18 protein-coding genes are annotated in these 17076 nt (G+C 73.2%); 6 read left to right on the top strand and 12 right to left on the bottom strand.

What is annotated here, in order from left to right:
* The first annotated feature begins 403 nt into the window (after positions 1 to 403).
* Both D7223_RS26560 and D7223_RS26555 read left to right on the top strand, forming a co-directional pair.
* Positions 404 to 724 carry a hypothetical protein gene (locus D7223_RS26560; RefSeq protein ID WP_120731283.1) on the top strand — a complete coding sequence of 107 codons (321 nt, stop codon included), beginning with the start codon at positions 404 to 406 and terminating at the stop codon, positions 722 to 724.
* On the top strand, positions 721 to 1380 hold the full coding sequence (locus tag D7223_RS26555; protein WP_238162240.1) for a nucleotidyl transferase AbiEii/AbiGii toxin family protein: 660 nt from the start codon (positions 721 to 723) through the stop codon (positions 1378 to 1380). The genes D7223_RS26560 and D7223_RS26555 overlap by 4 nt, the downstream gene beginning before the upstream one ends.
* A gap of 37 nt (positions 1381 to 1417) precedes the next feature.
* Here the strand turns inward: D7223_RS26555 and D7223_RS26550 are convergent, their stop codons facing one another.
* A complete protein-coding gene (locus tag D7223_RS26550) occupies positions 1418 to 2320 on the bottom strand; it encodes an SDR family oxidoreductase (RefSeq protein WP_120731244.1) in 903 nt (300 codons plus the stop codon).
* Between the two features lie 159 nt (positions 2321 to 2479).
* Between D7223_RS26550 and D7223_RS26545 the strand changes: the two genes are divergently transcribed.
* Positions 2480 to 4273: a bifunctional metallophosphatase/5'-nucleotidase gene (locus D7223_RS26545; RefSeq protein WP_120731242.1), complete on the top strand. Its 1794-nt coding sequence runs from the start codon at positions 2480 to 2482 to the stop codon at positions 4271 to 4273.
* A gap of 57 nt (positions 4274 to 4330) precedes the next feature.
* Here D7223_RS26545 and D7223_RS26540 read toward each other — a convergent pair whose 3' ends face one another.
* Positions 4331 to 4537 (bottom strand): hypothetical protein, encoded by a 207-nt coding sequence (locus D7223_RS26540; RefSeq protein ID WP_147442475.1) that lies wholly within the window; start codon positions 4535 to 4537, stop codon positions 4331 to 4333.
* Between the two features lie 161 nt (positions 4538 to 4698).
* Positions 4699 to 5829 carry a geranylgeranyl reductase family protein gene (locus D7223_RS26535; protein WP_120731239.1) on the bottom strand — a complete coding sequence of 377 codons (1131 nt, stop codon included), beginning with the start codon at positions 5827 to 5829 and terminating at the stop codon, positions 4699 to 4701.
* 192 nt (positions 5830 to 6021) lie between these two features.
* Between D7223_RS26535 and D7223_RS26530 the strand changes: the two genes are divergently transcribed.
* Together D7223_RS26530 and D7223_RS26525 are read left to right on the top strand one after the other, a co-directional pair.
* On the top strand, positions 6022 to 6258 hold the full coding sequence (locus D7223_RS26530; RefSeq protein WP_120731237.1) for a hypothetical protein: 237 nt from the start codon (positions 6022 to 6024) through the stop codon (positions 6256 to 6258).
* A gap of 66 nt (positions 6259 to 6324) precedes the next feature.
* On the top strand, positions 6325 to 7761 hold the full coding sequence (locus tag D7223_RS26525; protein ID WP_120731235.1) for an MFS transporter: 1437 nt from the start codon (positions 6325 to 6327) through the stop codon (positions 7759 to 7761).
* A gap of 136 nt (positions 7762 to 7897) precedes the next feature.
* Here the strand turns inward: D7223_RS26525 and D7223_RS26520 are convergent, their stop codons facing one another.
* From D7223_RS26520 to D7223_RS26510, 3 genes are all read right to left on the bottom strand, one after another.
* Complete coding sequence (locus D7223_RS26520) at positions 7898 to 8542, bottom strand: hypothetical protein (RefSeq protein WP_120731233.1); 645 nt, start codon at positions 8540 to 8542, stop codon at positions 7898 to 7900.
* A gap of 13 nt (positions 8543 to 8555) precedes the next feature.
* Entirely contained in the window at positions 8556 to 10385 is a 1830-nt protein-coding gene (locus D7223_RS26515) for a DUF4012 domain-containing protein (protein ID WP_238162239.1), read from the bottom strand.
* Between the two features lie 112 nt (positions 10386 to 10497).
* Entirely contained in the window at positions 10498 to 11733 is a 1236-nt protein-coding gene (locus tag D7223_RS26510; RefSeq protein WP_120731231.1) for a glycosyltransferase family 4 protein, read from the bottom strand.
* Positions 11734 to 11889: 156 nt separating this feature from the next.
* Between D7223_RS26510 and D7223_RS26505 the strand changes: the two genes are divergently transcribed.
* Complete coding sequence (locus D7223_RS26505; RefSeq protein ID WP_120731229.1) at positions 11890 to 12465, top strand: arsenate reductase/protein-tyrosine-phosphatase family protein; 576 nt, start codon at positions 11890 to 11892, stop codon at positions 12463 to 12465.
* Here the strand turns inward: D7223_RS26505 and D7223_RS26500 are convergent.
* The 6 genes from D7223_RS26500 to egtD form a co-directional block, all read right to left on the bottom strand.
* Complete coding sequence (locus D7223_RS26500) at positions 12446 to 13909, bottom strand: tyrosine-protein kinase domain-containing protein (protein ID WP_120731227.1); 1464 nt, start codon at positions 13907 to 13909, stop codon at positions 12446 to 12448. The genes D7223_RS26505 and D7223_RS26500 overlap by 20 nt on opposite strands.
* A gap of 376 nt (positions 13910 to 14285) precedes the next feature.
* Complete coding sequence (locus tag D7223_RS26495; protein ID WP_120731225.1) at positions 14286 to 14480, bottom strand: hypothetical protein; 195 nt, start codon at positions 14478 to 14480, stop codon at positions 14286 to 14288.
* Entirely contained in the window at positions 14477 to 14803 is a 327-nt protein-coding gene (locus tag D7223_RS26490) for a hypothetical protein (RefSeq protein WP_186832215.1), read from the bottom strand. The genes D7223_RS26495 and D7223_RS26490 overlap by 4 nt, the downstream gene beginning before the upstream one ends.
* Complete coding sequence (locus D7223_RS26485) at positions 14800 to 15162, bottom strand: DUF1622 domain-containing protein (protein ID WP_120731223.1); 363 nt, start codon at positions 15160 to 15162, stop codon at positions 14800 to 14802. Before D7223_RS26485 ends, D7223_RS26490 begins: the two co-directional genes overlap by 4 nt.
* 39 nt (positions 15163 to 15201) lie before the next feature.
* Positions 15202 to 15789, bottom strand: a complete 588-nt coding sequence (locus tag D7223_RS26480) for a TMEM165/GDT1 family protein (RefSeq protein ID WP_120731221.1) — start codon at positions 15787 to 15789, stop codon at positions 15202 to 15204.
* 270 nt (positions 15790 to 16059) lie between these two features.
* Positions 16060 to 17040 carry an L-histidine N(alpha)-methyltransferase gene (gene egtD / locus D7223_RS26475; protein ID WP_120731219.1) on the bottom strand — a complete coding sequence of 327 codons (981 nt, stop codon included), beginning with the start codon at positions 17038 to 17040 and terminating at the stop codon, positions 16060 to 16062.
* Between the last annotated feature and the right edge of the window lie 36 nt (positions 17041 to 17076).

Here is a 17076-nt window from a genome sequence, read left to right as displayed (position 1 = left end):
GGGGCCCGGACCCCCTTGCGACCCTGCGGAGAACAGCAGGTCGGGGGTGCTACTCGATCGTCCGCATGGTGTAACCACCCGCGCCCGGCCGGCATTCCGCCACCGGGGTGCCCCCGACCACACCCCCGAACCCGACAAACGACCCACACCGCCCACCCGACGGCGCAGTTTCGGGGAGACAATGGCCATCCCGCGCCGGACGACACCCTTTACCGGAAACCGCGCGAACGGCGCGAACGGCGCGAGGGCGGGCACCGGGTATGGCGTCATCGGCGGCGACCGGCGTTACCCTGACACCATGCACGCGGCGTCGCCCACCGCGCCCCGGCCGCCCGTACGGGCTCCGGGGGGCATCCGTGCGCGTGCCACCGGCGTACCGGGCGGACCGGGCGCGGCGCCGGCGATCCCCCACCCGGCCCACCTGGCGCGCCCGGGACGGCCGGCGGTCGTGACGCGTACCCTCGCCGAGCTGGTGGGGCCCACCCAGGGCGTCGTGGAGCTGCCCGTCCGCCTGATGTGGGCGGCCGACCGCACCTTCGACCTGTCGGACCCCGACGACCTGCTGTGGATGTACGAGAACGTCCTGCGGGAAACCCACCGGGCCGACGACCTGCGGCGACTGGTCAACGGTCGGGCGCTGCGCCGGGTGTGGCCGCTGCTGAACCTGCCCCGGGGCGTACGCCAGGCGTGGGAGAGCCGCCACCGCGGCCTGCGTACGGCGTGACCGCCCCGCACCCGCACGACTTCTACCGCGAGGTCGCCCGCGTCGCCCTGTCCGCCGCCGGGCGGCACCGGTTCGTGCTGGGTGGCGGGGTGGCCTGGGCGGCCCACGGGATGGTGACCCGCCCGACCGAGGACGTCGACCTGTTCGCCGACGTCGAGGGCGCCGCCGCGGCGGCCGCCGACGAGGTGCGGGCGGTGCTGGAGGCGGCCGGGTACGAGGTGCGCGACGCCGATCCGGACAGCGACCTGGCCGACCTGTTCGACGGCTTCGACCGGGACCTGCGGGACTTCGTGGTGGGCCGCGACGGTAGGCGGATCCGACTCAGCCTGGCGCGGCTCGACCGGCGACGCAGCCCGGTGGTGATGGACCTCGGGCCGGTGATGGACGTCCGGGACCTGGTGGCCAACAAGACCGCCGCGCTGGTCAACCGACGGGAGGTCCGGGACTACGTGGACGTGGCCGCGGCCCGGGACCACTACGACGTACCCGACCTGCTGGACCTCGCCCGGCAGCTCGACCCGGCGCTGGACCCCGACGACGTCCGGGCCGCGGGCCGCTACCTGGACCGGTTGCCGGACCGCCGCTTCGCCCGCTACGGCCTGGACGCCGCGGCGGTGGCCGAGGTCCGGGCCCGCCTGGCCGACTGGCCGAGATGACCCGGACGAGGCGACGCGCCTCGTCCGGGCCGCACGGTCACTTTGTCGGACGTCCGCCGGTCACGCCGAGGACCTCGCCGGTGACGTAGCTGGACTCCTGGGAGGCGAAGAAGACGTACGCGGGCGCCAGCTCGGCCGGCTGGCCGGGTCGCCCCTCCGGGGTGTCCTGGCCGAACTTCTCCACCTTCTCCTGCGGCATGGTCGCCGGGATCAGCGGCGTCCAGATCGGACCCGGCGCCACCGCGTTGACCCGGATCCCCTGCTCGGCGAGGTCCTGGGCGAGCGCCTTGGTGAAGTTGACGATGCCGGCCTTGGTGGTCGCGTAGTCCAGCAGCTGCGGCGACGGGTCGAACGCCTGGATGGACGCGGTGTTGATGATGGACGCGCCCTCGTCGAGGTGCGGGACAGCCGCCCTGCAGAGCCAGAACATGGCGTACAGGTTGGTCCGCAGGACCCGGTCGAACTGCTCGGTGGTGATGCCGAGGATGCCCTTGTCCTGCGCCATCTGGTAGGCGGCGTTGTTGACCAGGATGTCGATGCCGCCCAGGTCACGCACGGTCCGGTCGACCAGCTCCTGGCAGTGCCGCTCGTCGGTGATGTCGCCGCGTACCGCGATCCCGGTGCGGCCGGCCTCCTCGACCAGGCGCACGGTCTCCCGGGCGTCCGCGTCCTCCTCCTCGCTCAGGTAGGAGATGAGCACGTCGGCGCCCTCCCGGGCGTACGCGATGGCGATCGCGCGGCCGATGCCGGAGTCGCCGCCGGTGATGAGCGCGCGCTTGCCCTCCAGTTTGCCGCTGCCCCGGTACGACTCCTCCCCGTGGTCCGGCCTCGGCGTCATCTGCTCCGTCGAGCCGGGCGGCGACTGCCGCTGCCGGGGCTGCCCCTCCTGCTGGCCGTACTGGTTGGTGGGGTCCTGGGGGGTGTGCTGGTCCTCGCTCACCGGTGTCTCCTCCTCGCGGTTCTTCCTCCCTCCGCCCTACCCCGCCGCGACGGGCGGAAACGGACAACGTCCCCCGCCATGGTGACGGCGTCCCGGTGACCGGTCTATCGTGCGCGCGGGCGCCCACGAGGCGCCTGACCCCCCACGGAAAGGCATGGCATGACCCCCTCCTCCGGTCCGTCCCGCCGCCACGTGCTGGCGGCCGCCGCGGCGGCCGCCAGCGCGCCCCTGATCGCCGGCGTCCCCGCCGAGGCCGCCCAGGCGGCGGGCCCGAAGACGTGGGACCTCACCGTCCTGGGCACCTCGGACACGCACGGCAACGTGCACAACTGGGACTACTACCGGGACGCCGAGTTCGACGACGCCAACCACAACGACGTCGGCGTGGCCAAGCTGGCCACCCTGGTCAACCAGATCCGCGCCGAACGCGCCGGCAGGGCCACGCTGGTGCTGGACGCCGGCGACACCATCCAGGGCACGCCGCTGGCCACTTACTACGCCAAGCAGGAGCCGATCACCAGCACCGGTGAGACGCACCCGATGGCCAACGCGATGAACGTCCTGCGGTACGACGCGGTGACCCTCGGCAACCACGAGTTCAACTACGGTCTGCCCTTGCTGGCCACCTGGATCAGGCAACTGGGCTTCCCCGCCCTGGCCGCGAACGCCGTGAACGCGGCCACCGGCAAGCCGGCCTTCCTGCCGTACGTCATCAAGGAGGTCGCCCTCGCCGCCCGGCGCGGTCCGACGATCCGGGTCGGCATCCTCGGTCTGACCAACCCCGGCACGGCCATCTGGGACAAGGGCAACGTCGAGGGCAAGCTGGTCTTCCCGGGCATGGTGGAGACCGCGCGGAAGTGGGTGCCGATCATGCGGGCGCGCGGCGCCGACATCGTGCTGATCTCCGCCCACGGCGGCGACAGCGGCACCTCCAGCTACGGCCCGGAACTGCCGAACGAGAACCCGTCGGCGCTGATCGCCGAGCAGGTGCCGGGCATCGACGCGATCCTGTTCGGTCACGCCCACCGCGAGGTGCCGCAGCGTTTCGTCACCAACACCGCCACCGGCGCGCAGGTGCTGCTCTCCGAGCCGTCGAAGTGGGGACAGCGGCTCACCCGGATGGACTTCACCGTACGCAAGGTCCGCGGCCGGTGGACGGTCGTCGACAAGAGGGCCACCACCCTGAACACCAACACGGTGGTCGAGGACCCGGCGGTCCTCGCGGCCGTGCGTGGCCAGCACGCCAAGACCGTGGCGTACGTCAACCAGGTCGTCGCCCGGTCCACCGTCGAGCTGTCGGCGGCGGAGTCCCGGTACCGGGACACCCCGATCCTGGACTTCATCAACCACGTGCAGACCGAGGTGGTGCGGACCGCGCTGGCCGGCACCGGGTACGGCGACCTGCCGGTGCTGTCCATCGCGGCGCCGTTCAGCCGTACCGCGGTCTTCCCCGCCGGGGACGTGAAGATCCGCGACGTGGCCGGGCTGTACGTCTTCGACAACACCCTGGAGGCGGTCGTCCTCACCGGGGCACAGGTGCGGGCGTACCTGGAGTACTCGGCGAAGTACTTCCGGACCCTGGCGCCCGGCGCGCCGGTCGACCTCGCGGTGATCGAGGACCCGAGCGTGCCGGACTACAACTACGACGTGTTCTCCGGTGTGGACTACGACATCGACATCTCCCGGCCGGTCGGCCAGCGGATCACCCGACTGGTCCTGCCCGGCACCGACACCCCGGTCGCCGACGACGCCCGGTTCGTGGTGGCGGTCAACAACTACCGGCGCAGCGGTGGCGGCAACTTCCCCGGCATCGTCACCACGCAGGTCTACAACGAGCAGCAGGAGATCCGCCAGCTGCTGATCGACTGGGCGCAGGCGCGCGGCGTGATCGACCCGGCCGACTTCTTCCAGCCGAACTGGAAGCTGGTGCGCGAGGGCGTGCCGGTCTTCTGACCGGGCGCGCTTCGACGGGCCGCGGGAGTGCTCCACGCTCGCGGCCCGTCGACAAGCTCAGATCCCGCCGTGCCGCAGGTCCCACCCCTGCGGCTCGCCGGCCGGCTCCGGCCGGTCCCGCCGGGGGTCGGTCTCGGCCGACGCGGACCGCTCCTCCGGCGGGGTCGCCGCCGGAAGTTCCCCGAAGCGGGCGTGCCGGAGGAAGGCGTACTCGTCGTCGGTGAACGGCTGTCCGACGTCGACCATGGCGCTCCCCCTTCTCACCCCTTCATTGTGGGCCCGTCCCCCCCGTGGAGCCAGCACCACCTTTGCCCACTCTTCCCCGTCACCACCGCTAAACCATCCTAGGATCCTGAGCTGAAGGTGGAGCCGGGTGTTAAGAGGGGGCCCTTCCTCTACCGGAGGCGTTAAGAAGGGGCCCTTCCTTACCGGGCGGGCAGGCGGTCCAGCAGGGCGAGGGCCGCCCGGACCGGGGCCCGGGTCAGCGTCTCCTCGAAACCGGACGCGCCCTGGCAGAAGCGCACGAACATGCGCCAGCCCGGCGGGGTGGCGAGCAGCCCGTGGAAGACCTCCGGCCGCCGGGCGAAAACGTCCAGCAGGCGGTGACCCGCCCGCATCGACGGCACCAGTCCGGCGGTCACCGCCCGCTCGTACCCGGACAGATCCCCGTCCGTGACCGCCGCTCCGGCGAGGGCGCCCGAGCGCAGGGCGTAGCTGATGCCCTCCCGGCTCCACGGCTCCAGCAGGCCGGCGGCGTCCCCGGCGACCAGCACCCGGCCCCGGCGCAGCGGCGAGTCCGCCGACCGGCAGCGGGTCAGGTGCCCCGAGTCGTGCGCCGGCTCGATCCCGGCCAGACCCAGCCGGTCGACGAACGCCCGCAGGTACTCCCGGGTCCGCTCCCCCGCGCCCCGCGCCGCGATCACCCCCACCGTGAGCAGGTCGTCCTTCGGGAAGACCCAGGCGTACGACCCGGGCAGCGGCCCCCAGTCCAGCAACACCCGGCCGCGCCAACGGTCCCGCTCCGCCGGTGGCACCGGCAGCTCCAGCTCCAACCCCAGGTCCACCTGGCGGTAGCGGACCCCCACGTGCCGGGCGGTCACCCCGGAGGAGCCGTCCGCCCCCACCACCGCCCGTGCGGTCACCGTCGACCCGTCGGCCAACCGCAGGCGTACGCCCTCGGGGTCCTGCGCCACCGCGCGCACCGCGGCACGCTCGCGGACCCGCGCCCCGGCGGCGACCGCGGCGGCGCGCAGCCGGTCGTCGAACTCCGCCCGGCGCACCATCGTCACCAGCGGGCTGCCCGGTTGCCGGCGGGTGAACCCGCGCCGGCCGTCGCGGGTGAACGTCACCCGGTCCACCCGGTCGTGTGCCGGCACCTCGATCATGTCCCCGGCCACCGCCAGCGACGTACCGATCAGGCCGCCACCGCAGGTCTTGTAGCGGGGATGCACGGCGCGTTCGAGGACCACGGTGCGCATCCCGGCGCGGGCGGCGGTGTACGCGGCGGAGAGCCCGGCGGGGCCGGCACCCACCACGGCGAGATCCCAGTCGACCATCGGTGCAGCCTAGGACAGACCCACCACCGGGGGCGGCCGACAGCACCGCGCGGCAGCCGTCACGTCCGCCCGATCGGGTGGGCATCTTCGGTCGGCCGACGGGTAACCGGCGCACGGAGGACCTGCCCCCGCGCGGGTACTTCCGCCCCGACGCGGGCTGCCGCGTCGCGGCGCCGAGCGAAGGAGGACATCATGCAGCAGGTCCAACTGTCGGACGTCGAAGCCCGGGTGTACGAGGCGGTGGCGGCGCTGGAGGTCCGCGGCCAGGTGCCGTACCCGGACCTGATCGCCCAGGAGTCGGGGCTCACCGAGGACCAGTTGCGCGAGCCGCTGCACCAGCTCACCGAGAAGAACCTGCTGCACCGGGAGGACTCGCCGATGGCCGGGCTGGACTTCGGGCCCCGGTTCTGCGCCCGTCAGATGGCGTGACGGTTCGGCGCGCGCCCGCCGGGTAGGGCGGTCAGTCACACGTGATCGACATGCCCGGAGGCGACGATGAGCACCGCAGCCGCGCCCGCACCGGGCGACGCGACCGCGCCGCCGGACCCACGGCGCTGGTCCGCCCTCGCGGTCGGCCTGGTCGCCGCGTTCATGACGCTGCTGGACGTGAGCATCGTCAACGTGGCGGTGCCGTCGATGGAACGCGCCCTGGACGCCTCTCCGAGCGATCTCCAGTGGATCCTGTCCGGGTACGCGCTGACCTTCGGTCTGGTGCTGGTGCCCGCCGGACGCTACGGCGACGCCCACGGGCGGCGTACCGCCTTCGTCGTCGGGATCGCCCTGTTCACGGCGACCAGCGCGCTGGCCGGCCTGGCCCCCTCGCCGCAGTGGCTGATCGCCGCCCGGCTGCTCCAGGGCGCCGCCGCCGGAATCGTCAACCCGCAGGTCACCGGGGTGATCCAGGAACTGTTCCGGGGACCGGAACGGGGGCGGCCGTTCGGGCTGCTCGGCGCCACCATCGGCATCTCCACCGCGGTCGGTCCGCTGCTCGGCGGCCTGCTCATCGCGCTCGGCGGCCCCGAACACGGCTGGCGCTGGGTGTTCTTCGTCAACGTCCCGGTCGGCGTGGTGGCCGTGGTGCTCGGCTGGCGCCTGCTGCCCACCCGCCCGGCCGGCCGTGCCGACCACCGCCGGATGGACCCGGTCGGCGTCGTGCTGCTCGGCGTCGGGGTGGTGCTGGTGCTGCTGCCGCTGGTGCAGGAACAGTGGCGCGACCCGGCGAAGTGGCTGCTCGTGCCCGCCGGCCTGGGCACCCTGCTCGCCTTCGGACTGTGGGAACGGTGGTACGCGCGCCGCCACGAACCGCTGTTCGACCTGCGGCTGTTCGGCCTGCGGTCGTACGTGCTGGGCGCGGTGATCGCGCTGGTCTACTTCGGCGGGTTCACCGCGATCTTCTTCATCTTCACGCTGTACCTGCAGAACGGCCTCGGCTACAGCGCCCTGCTCGCCGGCCTGGCGATCACCCCGTTCGCGTTGGGCTCCGCCGCCGCGTCCGCGCTGGGTGGCCGGATCGTCAACCGGTACGGGCGGCCGCTGGTCGCGGTCGGACTGGTCGGCGTCGTCGTCGGCCTGGTCGGTGTGGTGCTGGTGCTGGGCGCGGTGCCCGACGGCGCGCCGGTGGGCTGGTGGACGGCCGGGCCGCTGCTGGTCGCCGGGCTGGGCAGCGGTCTGGTCATCGCGCCGAACCAGACACTCACCCTCGCCGAGGTGCCGGTGCCGCAGGCCGGTAGCGGGGCGGGCATGCTCCAGACCGGCCAGCGGATCGGCTCCGCCGCCGGTATCGCCGCCGTGGGCTCGGTCTTCTTCTCGTCCCTGGCCGCCAACGACGGCGACTGGTCGGCCGCGTTCCGGCACTCACTGTTGCTGGCGGCGGGAATCATCGCGCTGGCGCTCATCGCCGCCCTCGTCGACGTCCTGCACCACCACCGCTGACCGGCACCAACGTGAATCGTGGACAGTCGCTGTCCGTGCGGCGGCGCCCGCCGGAGTGGATCCGGCGGGCGCCATCCCTACGTCGTCCGGGCGGTGCCCGGAACCGGTCCGGGCACCGCCCGGAGCTGGGTCAGGGTCAGCGGGTGGTCCCGATACCGAACCGGTGCCGCTTGCGCCACGCCACGCTCAGCAGCAGGAGCACCGCACCGGCGCCGACCAGGCCACCGCCGACCTTCATCGGCGTGCCGAGGCTGTCACCGGTCACCGGCAGCGGCGGCTGCTTCTTCTTCAACACGATCAGCGTCGCCGTGGCGACCTTGCCCGAGGTGGCGCCGACCGCGGTGAAGGTGTACTTGCCCGGGTAGTAGGGCGTGAACGGAATGGTGAAGGTGCCGTCCGGGCCGGCCGTCGCCACCAGGGTGCCCGAGGTGGGCGTCGGTGCCTGCTGGAACGAGACCGGTGCCATGGCGACCGCGGAGCCGTCGCTGCGCCGGGCCCGGTCGGCGCCCGGGACGCCGGCGGCGAACGGGGTGGTGGTGTAGCTGATGTTGACGGTCTCGCCCGGCAGGAAGCCGCTGCCGACGAGCTGGACGGTGGTGCCGACGGTCACCGTCGGCGGGTTCACCGTGAGGGTCGCCGGGCCCGGTGGATACACCGGGGGCTGAGGTGTGGCGGTGACGACCGGCGGCTGTGGCTGCGGCTGCGCCGCTCCCGCCGCTGTCGGTACGGCGACCACGGCCAGGCCGACCGTGAGCGCCATGATGATGCGGGTTAGCCGCATGATGGGTTCCCTCCTACTGATCACAGCTTGGTGCGGTGACAACTTGGGTGGTCCAGGGGGTGGCGGTGGGGGTCAACCACAACTCGGCCGAACCGCTGCCGGTCTTCGCCGTCAGCACGGCCACCTCCAACGTGCGGGTGGCGCCGGGGCCCACCTCGACGTTCGCGGTCGCCGTGTGCCGGTTCCGTTCACTGCCCGCGCCGACCGCTGTCTCGACCCCGTCGAGACGGGCGGAGAGCACCGTGCCGCCGGCCGGGCTGTGGACGGACACCAACGTGCGGACGGTGTACGGGTCGCCCGCCAGGCCGAGGCCGAGAACGGACTCGCTGAGTCCGGACTTCGGCGCCGCCGAGTGCAGGGTGATCCGCAGCCGTAGTTCACGTCGGCCGTCCGACTGGCAGTCGCCCACGGTGAGGGTGGCCGTGGGCCGGAGGTAGTAGCCGAGCTTCGCGCCGCTGCCGTCGTTGAGAAACACGCCGACGGTCGGCACGGTGTCCTTCTCCGGAAGCACACCGGCCATCCGGCTGTCGCCGAACATCCGCTGTTCCTCAGGTCGGGCACTCCAGAACAATATACGGCGTTCACGTACAGCACGGTCGAATGCGGACAAGAACCCCCTAGGGTTGACATTCTTCGTGAACATCGTGTCGAACACCCGCGCCCCGGCAGCCGCGAAGAAGCGGTCCTGCTCCAGCGTGTCGAGCCGCTGGTACGCGTCGCTGAGCAGGGTGCGCACCACGGTGTCGCTGGCCAGCGGGGCGCCGCCGGGAACCAGCACCGGGCCGGTGACCGCCAACAGGTACGACAGCACCACCGGGTCCACCGCCAGTACGCCGTCGACGGTCACGCCGGTCTTGCGCCGGAACATCTCCCGGTAGAGCGCGGCGGCGGTCGGGAAGTGCGGCGAGAGATTCACGTCGGCCGGGTAGATGCCGGGCAGGTCACCCCAGGCGGCACGAACCTCGGGCGGGACGGCGAGCGGCGGGGTGAAACGTTGCAGCTCCGCGCTCGCGCCCTGCCGACCCATCCGGACCCGGCCCGCCTCGGTGTGCAGCACCGCGTACGCGCCGAACATGCCGCCGGTGGCGCGCAGCTCGGCGGGATTCTGGGACACCAGCAGAAAGCGGCGGGGCCCGTCCGCGCCGAGCAGCGGCGGCAGGAGCCGGGCGGCCTGATCGGCGGCCGCGGTCAGGGCGGCCAGCCGGTCGATCTCCGCCCGCAGACCGTCCAGCGCCTGCGCCACCTGGCGGACCAGGCCGTCGGTGGGCACCTCGGCGAGGTCGGTCCGGACGGTCTGGACCGCGCCGTCCACCCCGGTTATCTCCGCCGAGATGGTGCGGAGCCGACCCACGTCCACCTTGCCGCCGCTGGGCAACAGGCTGCTCAGGTCGGTCCGCAGCAGCGCCGGGAACGCCTGGCGGGACAGGTTGTCGATGGCCACCGCGATCTGGCGTACGGCGGCGAGGTTGTCTCCCGCGAACGGTGCCCGGCGGCCGAGCGACCAGCCCGGGTCCCCGGTCGCCGCCCGAGCCGCCGCGGCCTGCTCCTGGAGCGCGGCCAGCGTCCGCTGGGCCCGGTCGACGTCCCCGCCGACCACCTGGCCGCTCAGGTCGCGGGCGAGCCCCGCGGCGTTGAGCAGGTGGGCGCGGGCCTGCCAGCCGCGCAGGCCCACCCATCCCCCGGTCACCAGCAGCAGCGAGCCCACCACCAGGCCGACGAGCAGAACCCGACGCAGCCGGGCGCGCCGGCGACGACGGGACCGCCGACGGCTGGGTCGGCGGCGCTCCAGCCCGGTGTAGGCCGCTGGGCCGTCCGGACGGCGCCCGCTCCGGGTCTCCGTCACACCACACTCCGTTCGCCCGAAATCGGACAGGTAGCCACGTTCGTCATGACGTTTCCTAACACGTAACGACCGACTGGGTCGGTAAAAGACGCTTCTGAGCGTTAAGTGAGGGTTACTCGCGCCCGGCGGGGGCCGTGGTACGGCCGCCGACCGCGTCGTACAGCAGCCGCTCGACCCGGTCCACGCCCGCCGGCATGGACATCTCCCGCAGGTACGTCTCCCGGCCACGCCGACCCATGTCGATGCGGGCCGGCGGCGGGATGGTCGCGGCGAGCCAGAACCGGTCGGCCAGCGTGGCCCAGTCCTCCGGCGGGCAGGAGAGCCCCGCGCGCGCCCGCTCGACCACCTCGGCGGTGTCGCCACCGGCGGAGGCCACCACCGGGGCGGCACAGGAGAACGCGGCCTGGAGCTTCCCGGGCAGGGTCCCGCGCAGCTCCGGCAGATCCCGGAGCATGACCAGCTGGTAGTCGGCCGCCGCGTACAGGTCGGGCATGTCCAGCGGTGAGCGACGTCCGACGAACCGCACGTTGTCCGCGCCCAGTTCGGCGGCGAGCCCCCGCACCCGCCGCTCCTCGGGCCCCGATCCCACCAGGACCAGGTCCATCGTGCCGTCCAGAGCGGCCGCCGCGCGGACCGCCGTCTCCAGCCCCTGCCGGGCGCCGATGGTCCCGGCGTGCATCACCACGCAGCGACCGTCGTGCCCGATCAGCCGCCGGGCGGCGGGGCTGGGCCGGGCGGGATGGAAGATCCGCTCGTCGGTCCAGTTCAGGACGACGTCGACCCGCGCCGGTTCCGCCCCGGCGGCCACCACGAGGTCACGCAGGCTCGGCGCGGCCACCGCGACGCGGTCCGCGACGCGGTAGGTACGGGCCATCGCCGCGCCCAGCCGCGCCGTCCACCGCTGCCGCGCCGCGCCCGCCGGGTCGTCGGCGGCCCACACGTCCTGGACGTGCAGCACGGTCGGCACCCGCCCGAGCAGGCGCAGCAACCCGGCGGCGGCGAACGCGGTGGCCGGCGGCTGGTGCACGTAGAGCACGTCCACACCGGCCAGGAACCGCGGCCCGACCAGCGCGACACTGCCGGCGAAGGAGAGGTACGCGGCCGTCCGGCCGCCGACCGACGCGTCGGCGCCGGTGTAGCGGGGCACCCGCCGCACGGTGAGCCGTTCGCTGCGGGTCTCGTGCCGCCACCGCTGGCGCCAACCCGGGTAGACATGGCCGCCCGGATAGTCCGGGAACCCGGTGAGTACCCGCACCTCGTGACCGCGGCGGGCCAGTTCCTCGGCGAGGCTGCCCGGGATGAAGGCCGGTTCGGGCGGGAAGTGGTAGGACAGGATTCCGATCCTCACCGGGACACCTCCGGCGGCCCCGGAGGTGCCGGCGCGGCGGCGTGCCGGGGCGCGACCCGCGCGTACGATGCGGACAACCCCTCCGCGTCCGGCCACCGCCGGCCGCGCCGCGCCGCGGCCGGACTTCCCGCGACCGCAGTACCGAGAGGGTTCGCCATGGTCGACCGGGTGCTGTTCGTGTGCCACGCCAACCTGTGCCGCTCGCCGATGGCGGAGTACATCGCGCGTCGCCTGCTGGCCGACCAGCCCGTGCTGGTGGCCAGCGCGGGCACCGACGCCCACGACGACCTGGCGATGCACCCGTACGCGGCCGAGATCGCCGCCGGCACCGGCGCCGACCCCCGGGCGTTCCGCAGCCGGCGACTGCGCGCGGAATACCTGGCCGGGGCGACGGTGGTGCTGACCGCGACCCGGCGCCAGCGATCGCTCTGCACGGCGCTGGCCCCGGCCGCCCTGCACCGGACCTTCACCCTGCGCCAGTTCGGTCGGCTGGCCGCCGCGGCCGGGACCGCCCCGGACCCGGTGGCACCGGTCCGGGGCGGCACGGTCGGCCCGTTGCGGTCGGCGGTGGAGGCCGCCGCCCGCGCCCGGGGACGTCTGCAACCCGCCGCCGCGGACGCGGACGACCTGGTGGATCCGGTCGGTGGGTCCGCGGCCGACTTCCGGCGCTGCGCCGAGGAGATCGAACGTGCGATGCGGCCCCTGGCGGCGCTCATCCGGACAGCCGGGTGAGTTCCTGCGTGCGGTCGCCGACGTGACCGTTGTCCCGGTTCTCCGCGTGCCGGGGGGCGGCGCCACGCCCGGCGTGCGCCGGAACCGGCTCGGCCGGCACGACGACCCGGTACGCCTCGTACTGGTACGCGTCGCCCTTCGGCACCTTCGCCATGTTGAGCACGCAGCCGAGCAGGCGGACGGAGACCGAGTGCAGTGACCGCGCCGCCGCGGCGACCTGCGACCGGGACGTGCGACCCTGCTGGGTGACCAGCAGCGCGCCGTCGGCCTGCACGGCCACCACCACACCGTCGGTCACCGCGAGCAGCGGCGCCGTGTCGATGATCACGATGTCGGCCGACTCACGCAGGGCCAGCAGCAGGTCCGCCATCGCCTTGGAGCCGAGCAACTCGCTCGGGTTCGGCGGGGCCGAGCCGCTGGGCAGCACCAGCAGGGACTTGTCGCCCCAGCGCTGGACCACGTCGCCGACCCCGACGTCGCCGACCAGCACGTCGGTCAGGCCGACCCCGGCGTCCAGCCCGAGATAGTCGCCGACCTTGGGGCGGCGCAGGTCCGCGTCGACCAGCAGTACCCGCCAGCCGGCCTCGGCCAGCGCGATGGCCAGATTGCAGGACAGGGTGGTCTTTCCCTCGCCCTGGAGGGCGCTGGTGACCGCGATGACCCGGGCTGGCTCGTGCACGTCGACGAAGCGCAGGTTGGTCCGCAGCTTGCGGACCGCCTCGGCGCGGGCCGAGGTCGCCGCGTCGCCGATGATCAGCGGGGACGCCTTCGCGCCGCTCTCGAAGGGGATCTCGCCCAGCAGCGGGCTGCCGGTGGTGCGCTGGAGGCCGGCCGCGTCCCGCATCCGCACGTCGGCGAGGCCGCGCAGGATCGCCAGTCCGATGCCGGCGAGCACGCCGAGCAGCCCACCGAGGGCGAAGTTGCGGACCGGTTGCGGCGACACCGGGGCGGAGCTGACCCGTGGGCCGCTGACCACCTCGATCCGGATCGGTCCGGCGTTCCCGTCCGGCTTGGTCTCGACCTTCCCGACCAGCTCGACGAACTTCGCCGAGAGGGTCTCGGTCACCCGCAGGGCGCGGTTCTGGTCGGTGTCGGTCACCGTCGCGCGCAGCAGGACCGTGCCGGTCTCGGTGGTGGTGGCGACGCTTCGCTGGACCTGCTCGGCGGTGAGCCCGACCGGGTTCTCGGCGACCACGCTCTGCGCCAGCCGGTCGCTGGTCAGCAACTGTGCGTACGACTTGACGCGCTGCTGGAGGAACATGCCGCCCTGGTAGGCGTCGGAGACGCCCTGGCTCGGGGTGGTGACGAAGAACGTCACCGAGGCGACGTACCGGGGCTGGGCCCGGACCGTGACCAGGGTGGTCACCCCGAGGGCGACCATGACGGTGAGGAGCACGATCCACCAGTGGCGACGTACCAGGCGGAGTTGGCGGAACAGGTCCATCAGGCGCGCCTCCGTACCAGGCCGGTAACGCCAAAGAACTTCACGAAAACCCCCAAGGTCGACTAAATCTCGTGAAACCATTAAAGCGTCTCATGCGCCATATGTCCGGAGTTATGCATTTTCGGCAAGGGCCACGCTCCGCATTACCAACCCCCGAGGGCTGCGTGGAGTGTCGGGAACGCGGAAATTGAATCGACCGGGTTTCCGCCGAACCGGGCCGTGGGCGACCGGGCGTGCGGGCGTGCGGGCGTGCGGGCGTGCGGGCGTGCGGGCGTGCGGGCGTGCGGGCGTGCGGGCGTGCGGGCGTGCGGGCGGCGGAGGATGCGGTGGTGCGGCGGCGTGGGCCGACGGGTGCCCGTCGGCCCACGCCGTGGGATCAGGAACGGCGGTCGGTACGCCGCTCCTCCTGCTCGTCGGCGACCGCGTCGCTCGCCGGCTCCAGCAGATCGTCGCCCGGCACCGCCACCTCCTCGGCCCGGTCCTGCTCGTCGACCCGCCCGGCGGCGGGCGGCTGCGGTGCGGTGGCGCCGCCGGCGAACCCGTACTCGTTCGGCTCGTCGTGCTTGCTCATCTGACCGTCCTCCCGTTTTTTCCGTTATCGCCTCCTACCGGCAACGGTAGGTGGCGATCCTTCTGCCCGCCGGGGGCTGGGGATAGTCGCGCCGGGTCGTCGGCGGCGAGCGCGCCCCACAACATCCGGCGCAGCACGATGATCGCCGCCGCCGCGGCCAGATCCGTCCAGGCCAGGTCGCCGGCCAGCCGCAGCAGACCCGCGGCGGTCAGCAGATCCAGCAGCACCCGCAGCGCCGCGCGCCAGGACCGCACGGTGAGCAGCACCACGCCGGCTACGACGACGGCGAGGACGGGGACGAACGCGACCATCGCCGCGATCACCGCGGGTCACCCTCCTCGGCGACCTGCCGCTGCTCCTGACGGATCTCGTGGCCCAACACGTAGTTGAGGGCGGTCCGGATGGCCGCGACCGCGGCGAGCTGGCCGATCTGGGTGAACGTCGGGGAGAAGGCGGTACGCAGGATGTCCGCGGCGAGCTGGAACTCCAGCCCGAGGACGAGGAACCGGCCGAGGGACAGCCGGATCGTGGTGAACGCGGCGGCGCCGCGGTGCCGCAGCCCCTCGACCACGAACCGCAGCGCCGCCCAGAACGCGCCGACGACGATGACCACGGCGCCGACGGTCTCCACCGCCAGGACGAGTGCCTCGTGGCCGAGTCGTAGGACATCCCCCGGGTTCACCCGCAGGCGTTACCCGGCCCGCCGGCCGGTAGTCGGCGTTCAGGTGAGCTGACTGACCGCCTCCAGGATCAACCAGAGACCGCAGATGGCGAAGAGGATCGCCGCGCCGTACTTGATGGTCTTCTCCGGCAGTTTCCGGCCGAGCATCCGGCCGACCAGGATCGCCAGGGCGTCCGCGGCGACCATGCCGACCGTCGAGCCGAGCCAGGTGCCGAACCAGCCGTACTGGGTGGCCAGGGTGATCGTGGCGAGCATGGTCTTGTCGCCCAACTCGGCGAGGAAGAACGCCACGGACACCGCGAGGATCGCCGACTTGTTGGACCTCTCGGCCTTGCGCCGCTCCTCCTCGGTCAGCGAGTCCCCGCGCAGGGTCCAGGCGCCGAATCCGAGGAAGGCCACCCCGGCGACCAGGGAGATCCATTCGGTGGGCAGGGCCGCGCCGAGGCCGTACCCGATCGCCACCGAGGCGAGGTGCACGACGGCGGTGGCGATGGTGATGCCGATCAGCACCGGCACCGTCTTGAAACGGGTGGCGAAGGTCAGTGCCATCAACTGGGACTTGTCACCGAGCTCGGCGACGAAGATGACGCCGAAGCTGACCACCAGCGCGACGAGGAAACCTTCCATGACAACCTTCCGGATCAGGCCGGGAGGAGGTATGGGGCGCCCTCGACCCGGCTTCCACAGCCTGGGTCGAAGGTCTCGCCCGCCCCGGGGGCCGGGGCCGCGTGGCCGGGCGCGGAACGCGCCAGTGTGTCGACCACGACATTGGGGGCTACTCCCCTTCGCGCGACCAGCGTAGCCGATCACCGACCGGCCGGCCGGCACCGGGTGGACACCGGGCCCGCCGACCGGCCGGGCCGCCACCCGGCCGGCGGCTGCCCCGCCCGGCGGCGGCTATCCGGCGGCCGGTCGGTCCGCCCGGGCCAGGGTGACCCCGAACAGACCACCGGGGTCGGTCCAGAACCGGTGGGCGGTGAACCCGGCCGCCGCCAGCTCGGCCGCGATCCCCTCCGGGCGGAACTTCGCCGACACCTCGGTGCGTAGCTCCTCCCCCCGGGCGAAGTCGACCGTCAGGTCGAGTACCCGCACCCGCATCGGACGCGACGCCCGCAGCCGCATCTCGATCCACTCCCGCTCCGGGTCCCAGAGCGCGACGTGCGCGAACGCCTCCGGGTCGAAGTCCGCCCCCAGCTCCCGGTTGACCACCCGCAGCACGTTGCGGTTGAACTCGGCGGTGACCCCGGCCGCGTCGTCGTACGCCGGCACCACCACCGACGGGTCCTTGACCAGGTCGGTGCCGACCAGGAACCAGTCGCCGGGCTCCAGGGCCGCCCGCATCGCGGACAGGAACTCCGCCCGCTCGGCCGGGAGCAGGTTACCGATCGTGCCGCCCAGGAACACCACCAACCGACGGCCCCCGGTGGGCAGCCGGTCGAGATGGCGGGTGAAGTCGCCGACGATCCCCCGTACCCGCAGCCCGGGGTAGTCGACGGCGATCTGCTCGGTGGACCGGCGCAGCGCGCTGACCGACACGTCCAGCGGCACGAAGGTGCCCAGGCCACCCCGGCGGGTGAAGGCGTCCAGCAGCAGGCGGGTCTTCTCCGACGAGCCGGAGCCGAGTTCGATGAGGGTCTTCGCCCCGGTCACCGCCGCGATCTCGGTGGCCCGGTCGGCCAGCACGGCCCGCTCGGCCCGGGTGGGGTAGTACTCCGGAAGCCGGGTGATCTCGTCGAACAGCGCACTCCCCCGGGCGTCGTAGAACCACTTCGGCGGCAGCCACCGGGGCCGGGCGGTGAGGCCACCGCGGACGTCGTCGCGCAGGCCGCGCCCCACGTCCTGCTCGTCGAGGTGGATCTCCAACGGCTCCGCACCCATCTCTTTCCCTCCGTCCGACTCGGATGTACGTGTACG

It is taken from the genome of Micromonospora endolithica, assembly GCF_003626595.1.
GTDB lineage: Bacteria > Actinomycetota > Actinomycetes > Mycobacteriales > Micromonosporaceae > Micromonospora > Micromonospora endolithica.
The sequence above is the reverse complement of the archived record's forward strand: the minus strand, read 5'-3'. Positions and strand labels throughout refer to the sequence as shown.

What these genes read in the sequence shown, in the direction of transcription:
- D7223_RS26535 (WP_120731239.1), bottom strand. Translation starts at nt 5,829, where the DNA reads ATGGTCGACTGGGATCTCGCCGTGGTGGGTGCCGGCCCCGCCGGGCTC.
- D7223_RS26525 (WP_120731235.1), top strand. Translation starts at nt 6,325, where the DNA reads ATGAGCACCGCAGCCGCGCCCGCACCGGGCGACGCGACCGCGCCGCCG.
- D7223_RS26495 (WP_120731225.1), bottom strand. Translation starts at nt 14,480, where the DNA reads ATGAGCAAGCACGACGAGCCGAACGAGTACGGGTTCGCCGGCGGCGCC.
- D7223_RS26500 (WP_120731227.1), bottom strand. Translation starts at nt 13,909, where the DNA reads ATGGACCTGTTCCGCCAACTCCGCCTGGTACGTCGCCACTGGTGGATC.
- D7223_RS26530 (WP_120731237.1), top strand. Translation starts at nt 6,022, where the DNA reads ATGCAGCAGGTCCAACTGTCGGACGTCGAAGCCCGGGTGTACGAGGCG.
- D7223_RS26545 (WP_120731242.1), top strand. Translation starts at nt 2,480, where the DNA reads ATGACCCCCTCCTCCGGTCCGTCCCGCCGCCACGTGCTGGCGGCCGCC.
- D7223_RS26480 (WP_120731221.1), bottom strand. Translation starts at nt 15,789, where the DNA reads ATGGAAGGTTTCCTCGTCGCGCTGGTGGTCAGCTTCGGCGTCATCTTC.
- egtD (WP_120731219.1), bottom strand. Translation starts at nt 17,040, where the DNA reads ATGGGTGCGGAGCCGTTGGAGATCCACCTCGACGAGCAGGACGTGGGG.
- D7223_RS26505 (WP_120731229.1), top strand. Translation starts at nt 11,890, where the DNA reads ATGGTCGACCGGGTGCTGTTCGTGTGCCACGCCAACCTGTGCCGCTCG.
- D7223_RS26520 (WP_120731233.1), bottom strand. Translation starts at nt 8,542, where the DNA reads ATGCGGCTAACCCGCATCATCATGGCGCTCACGGTCGGCCTGGCCGTG.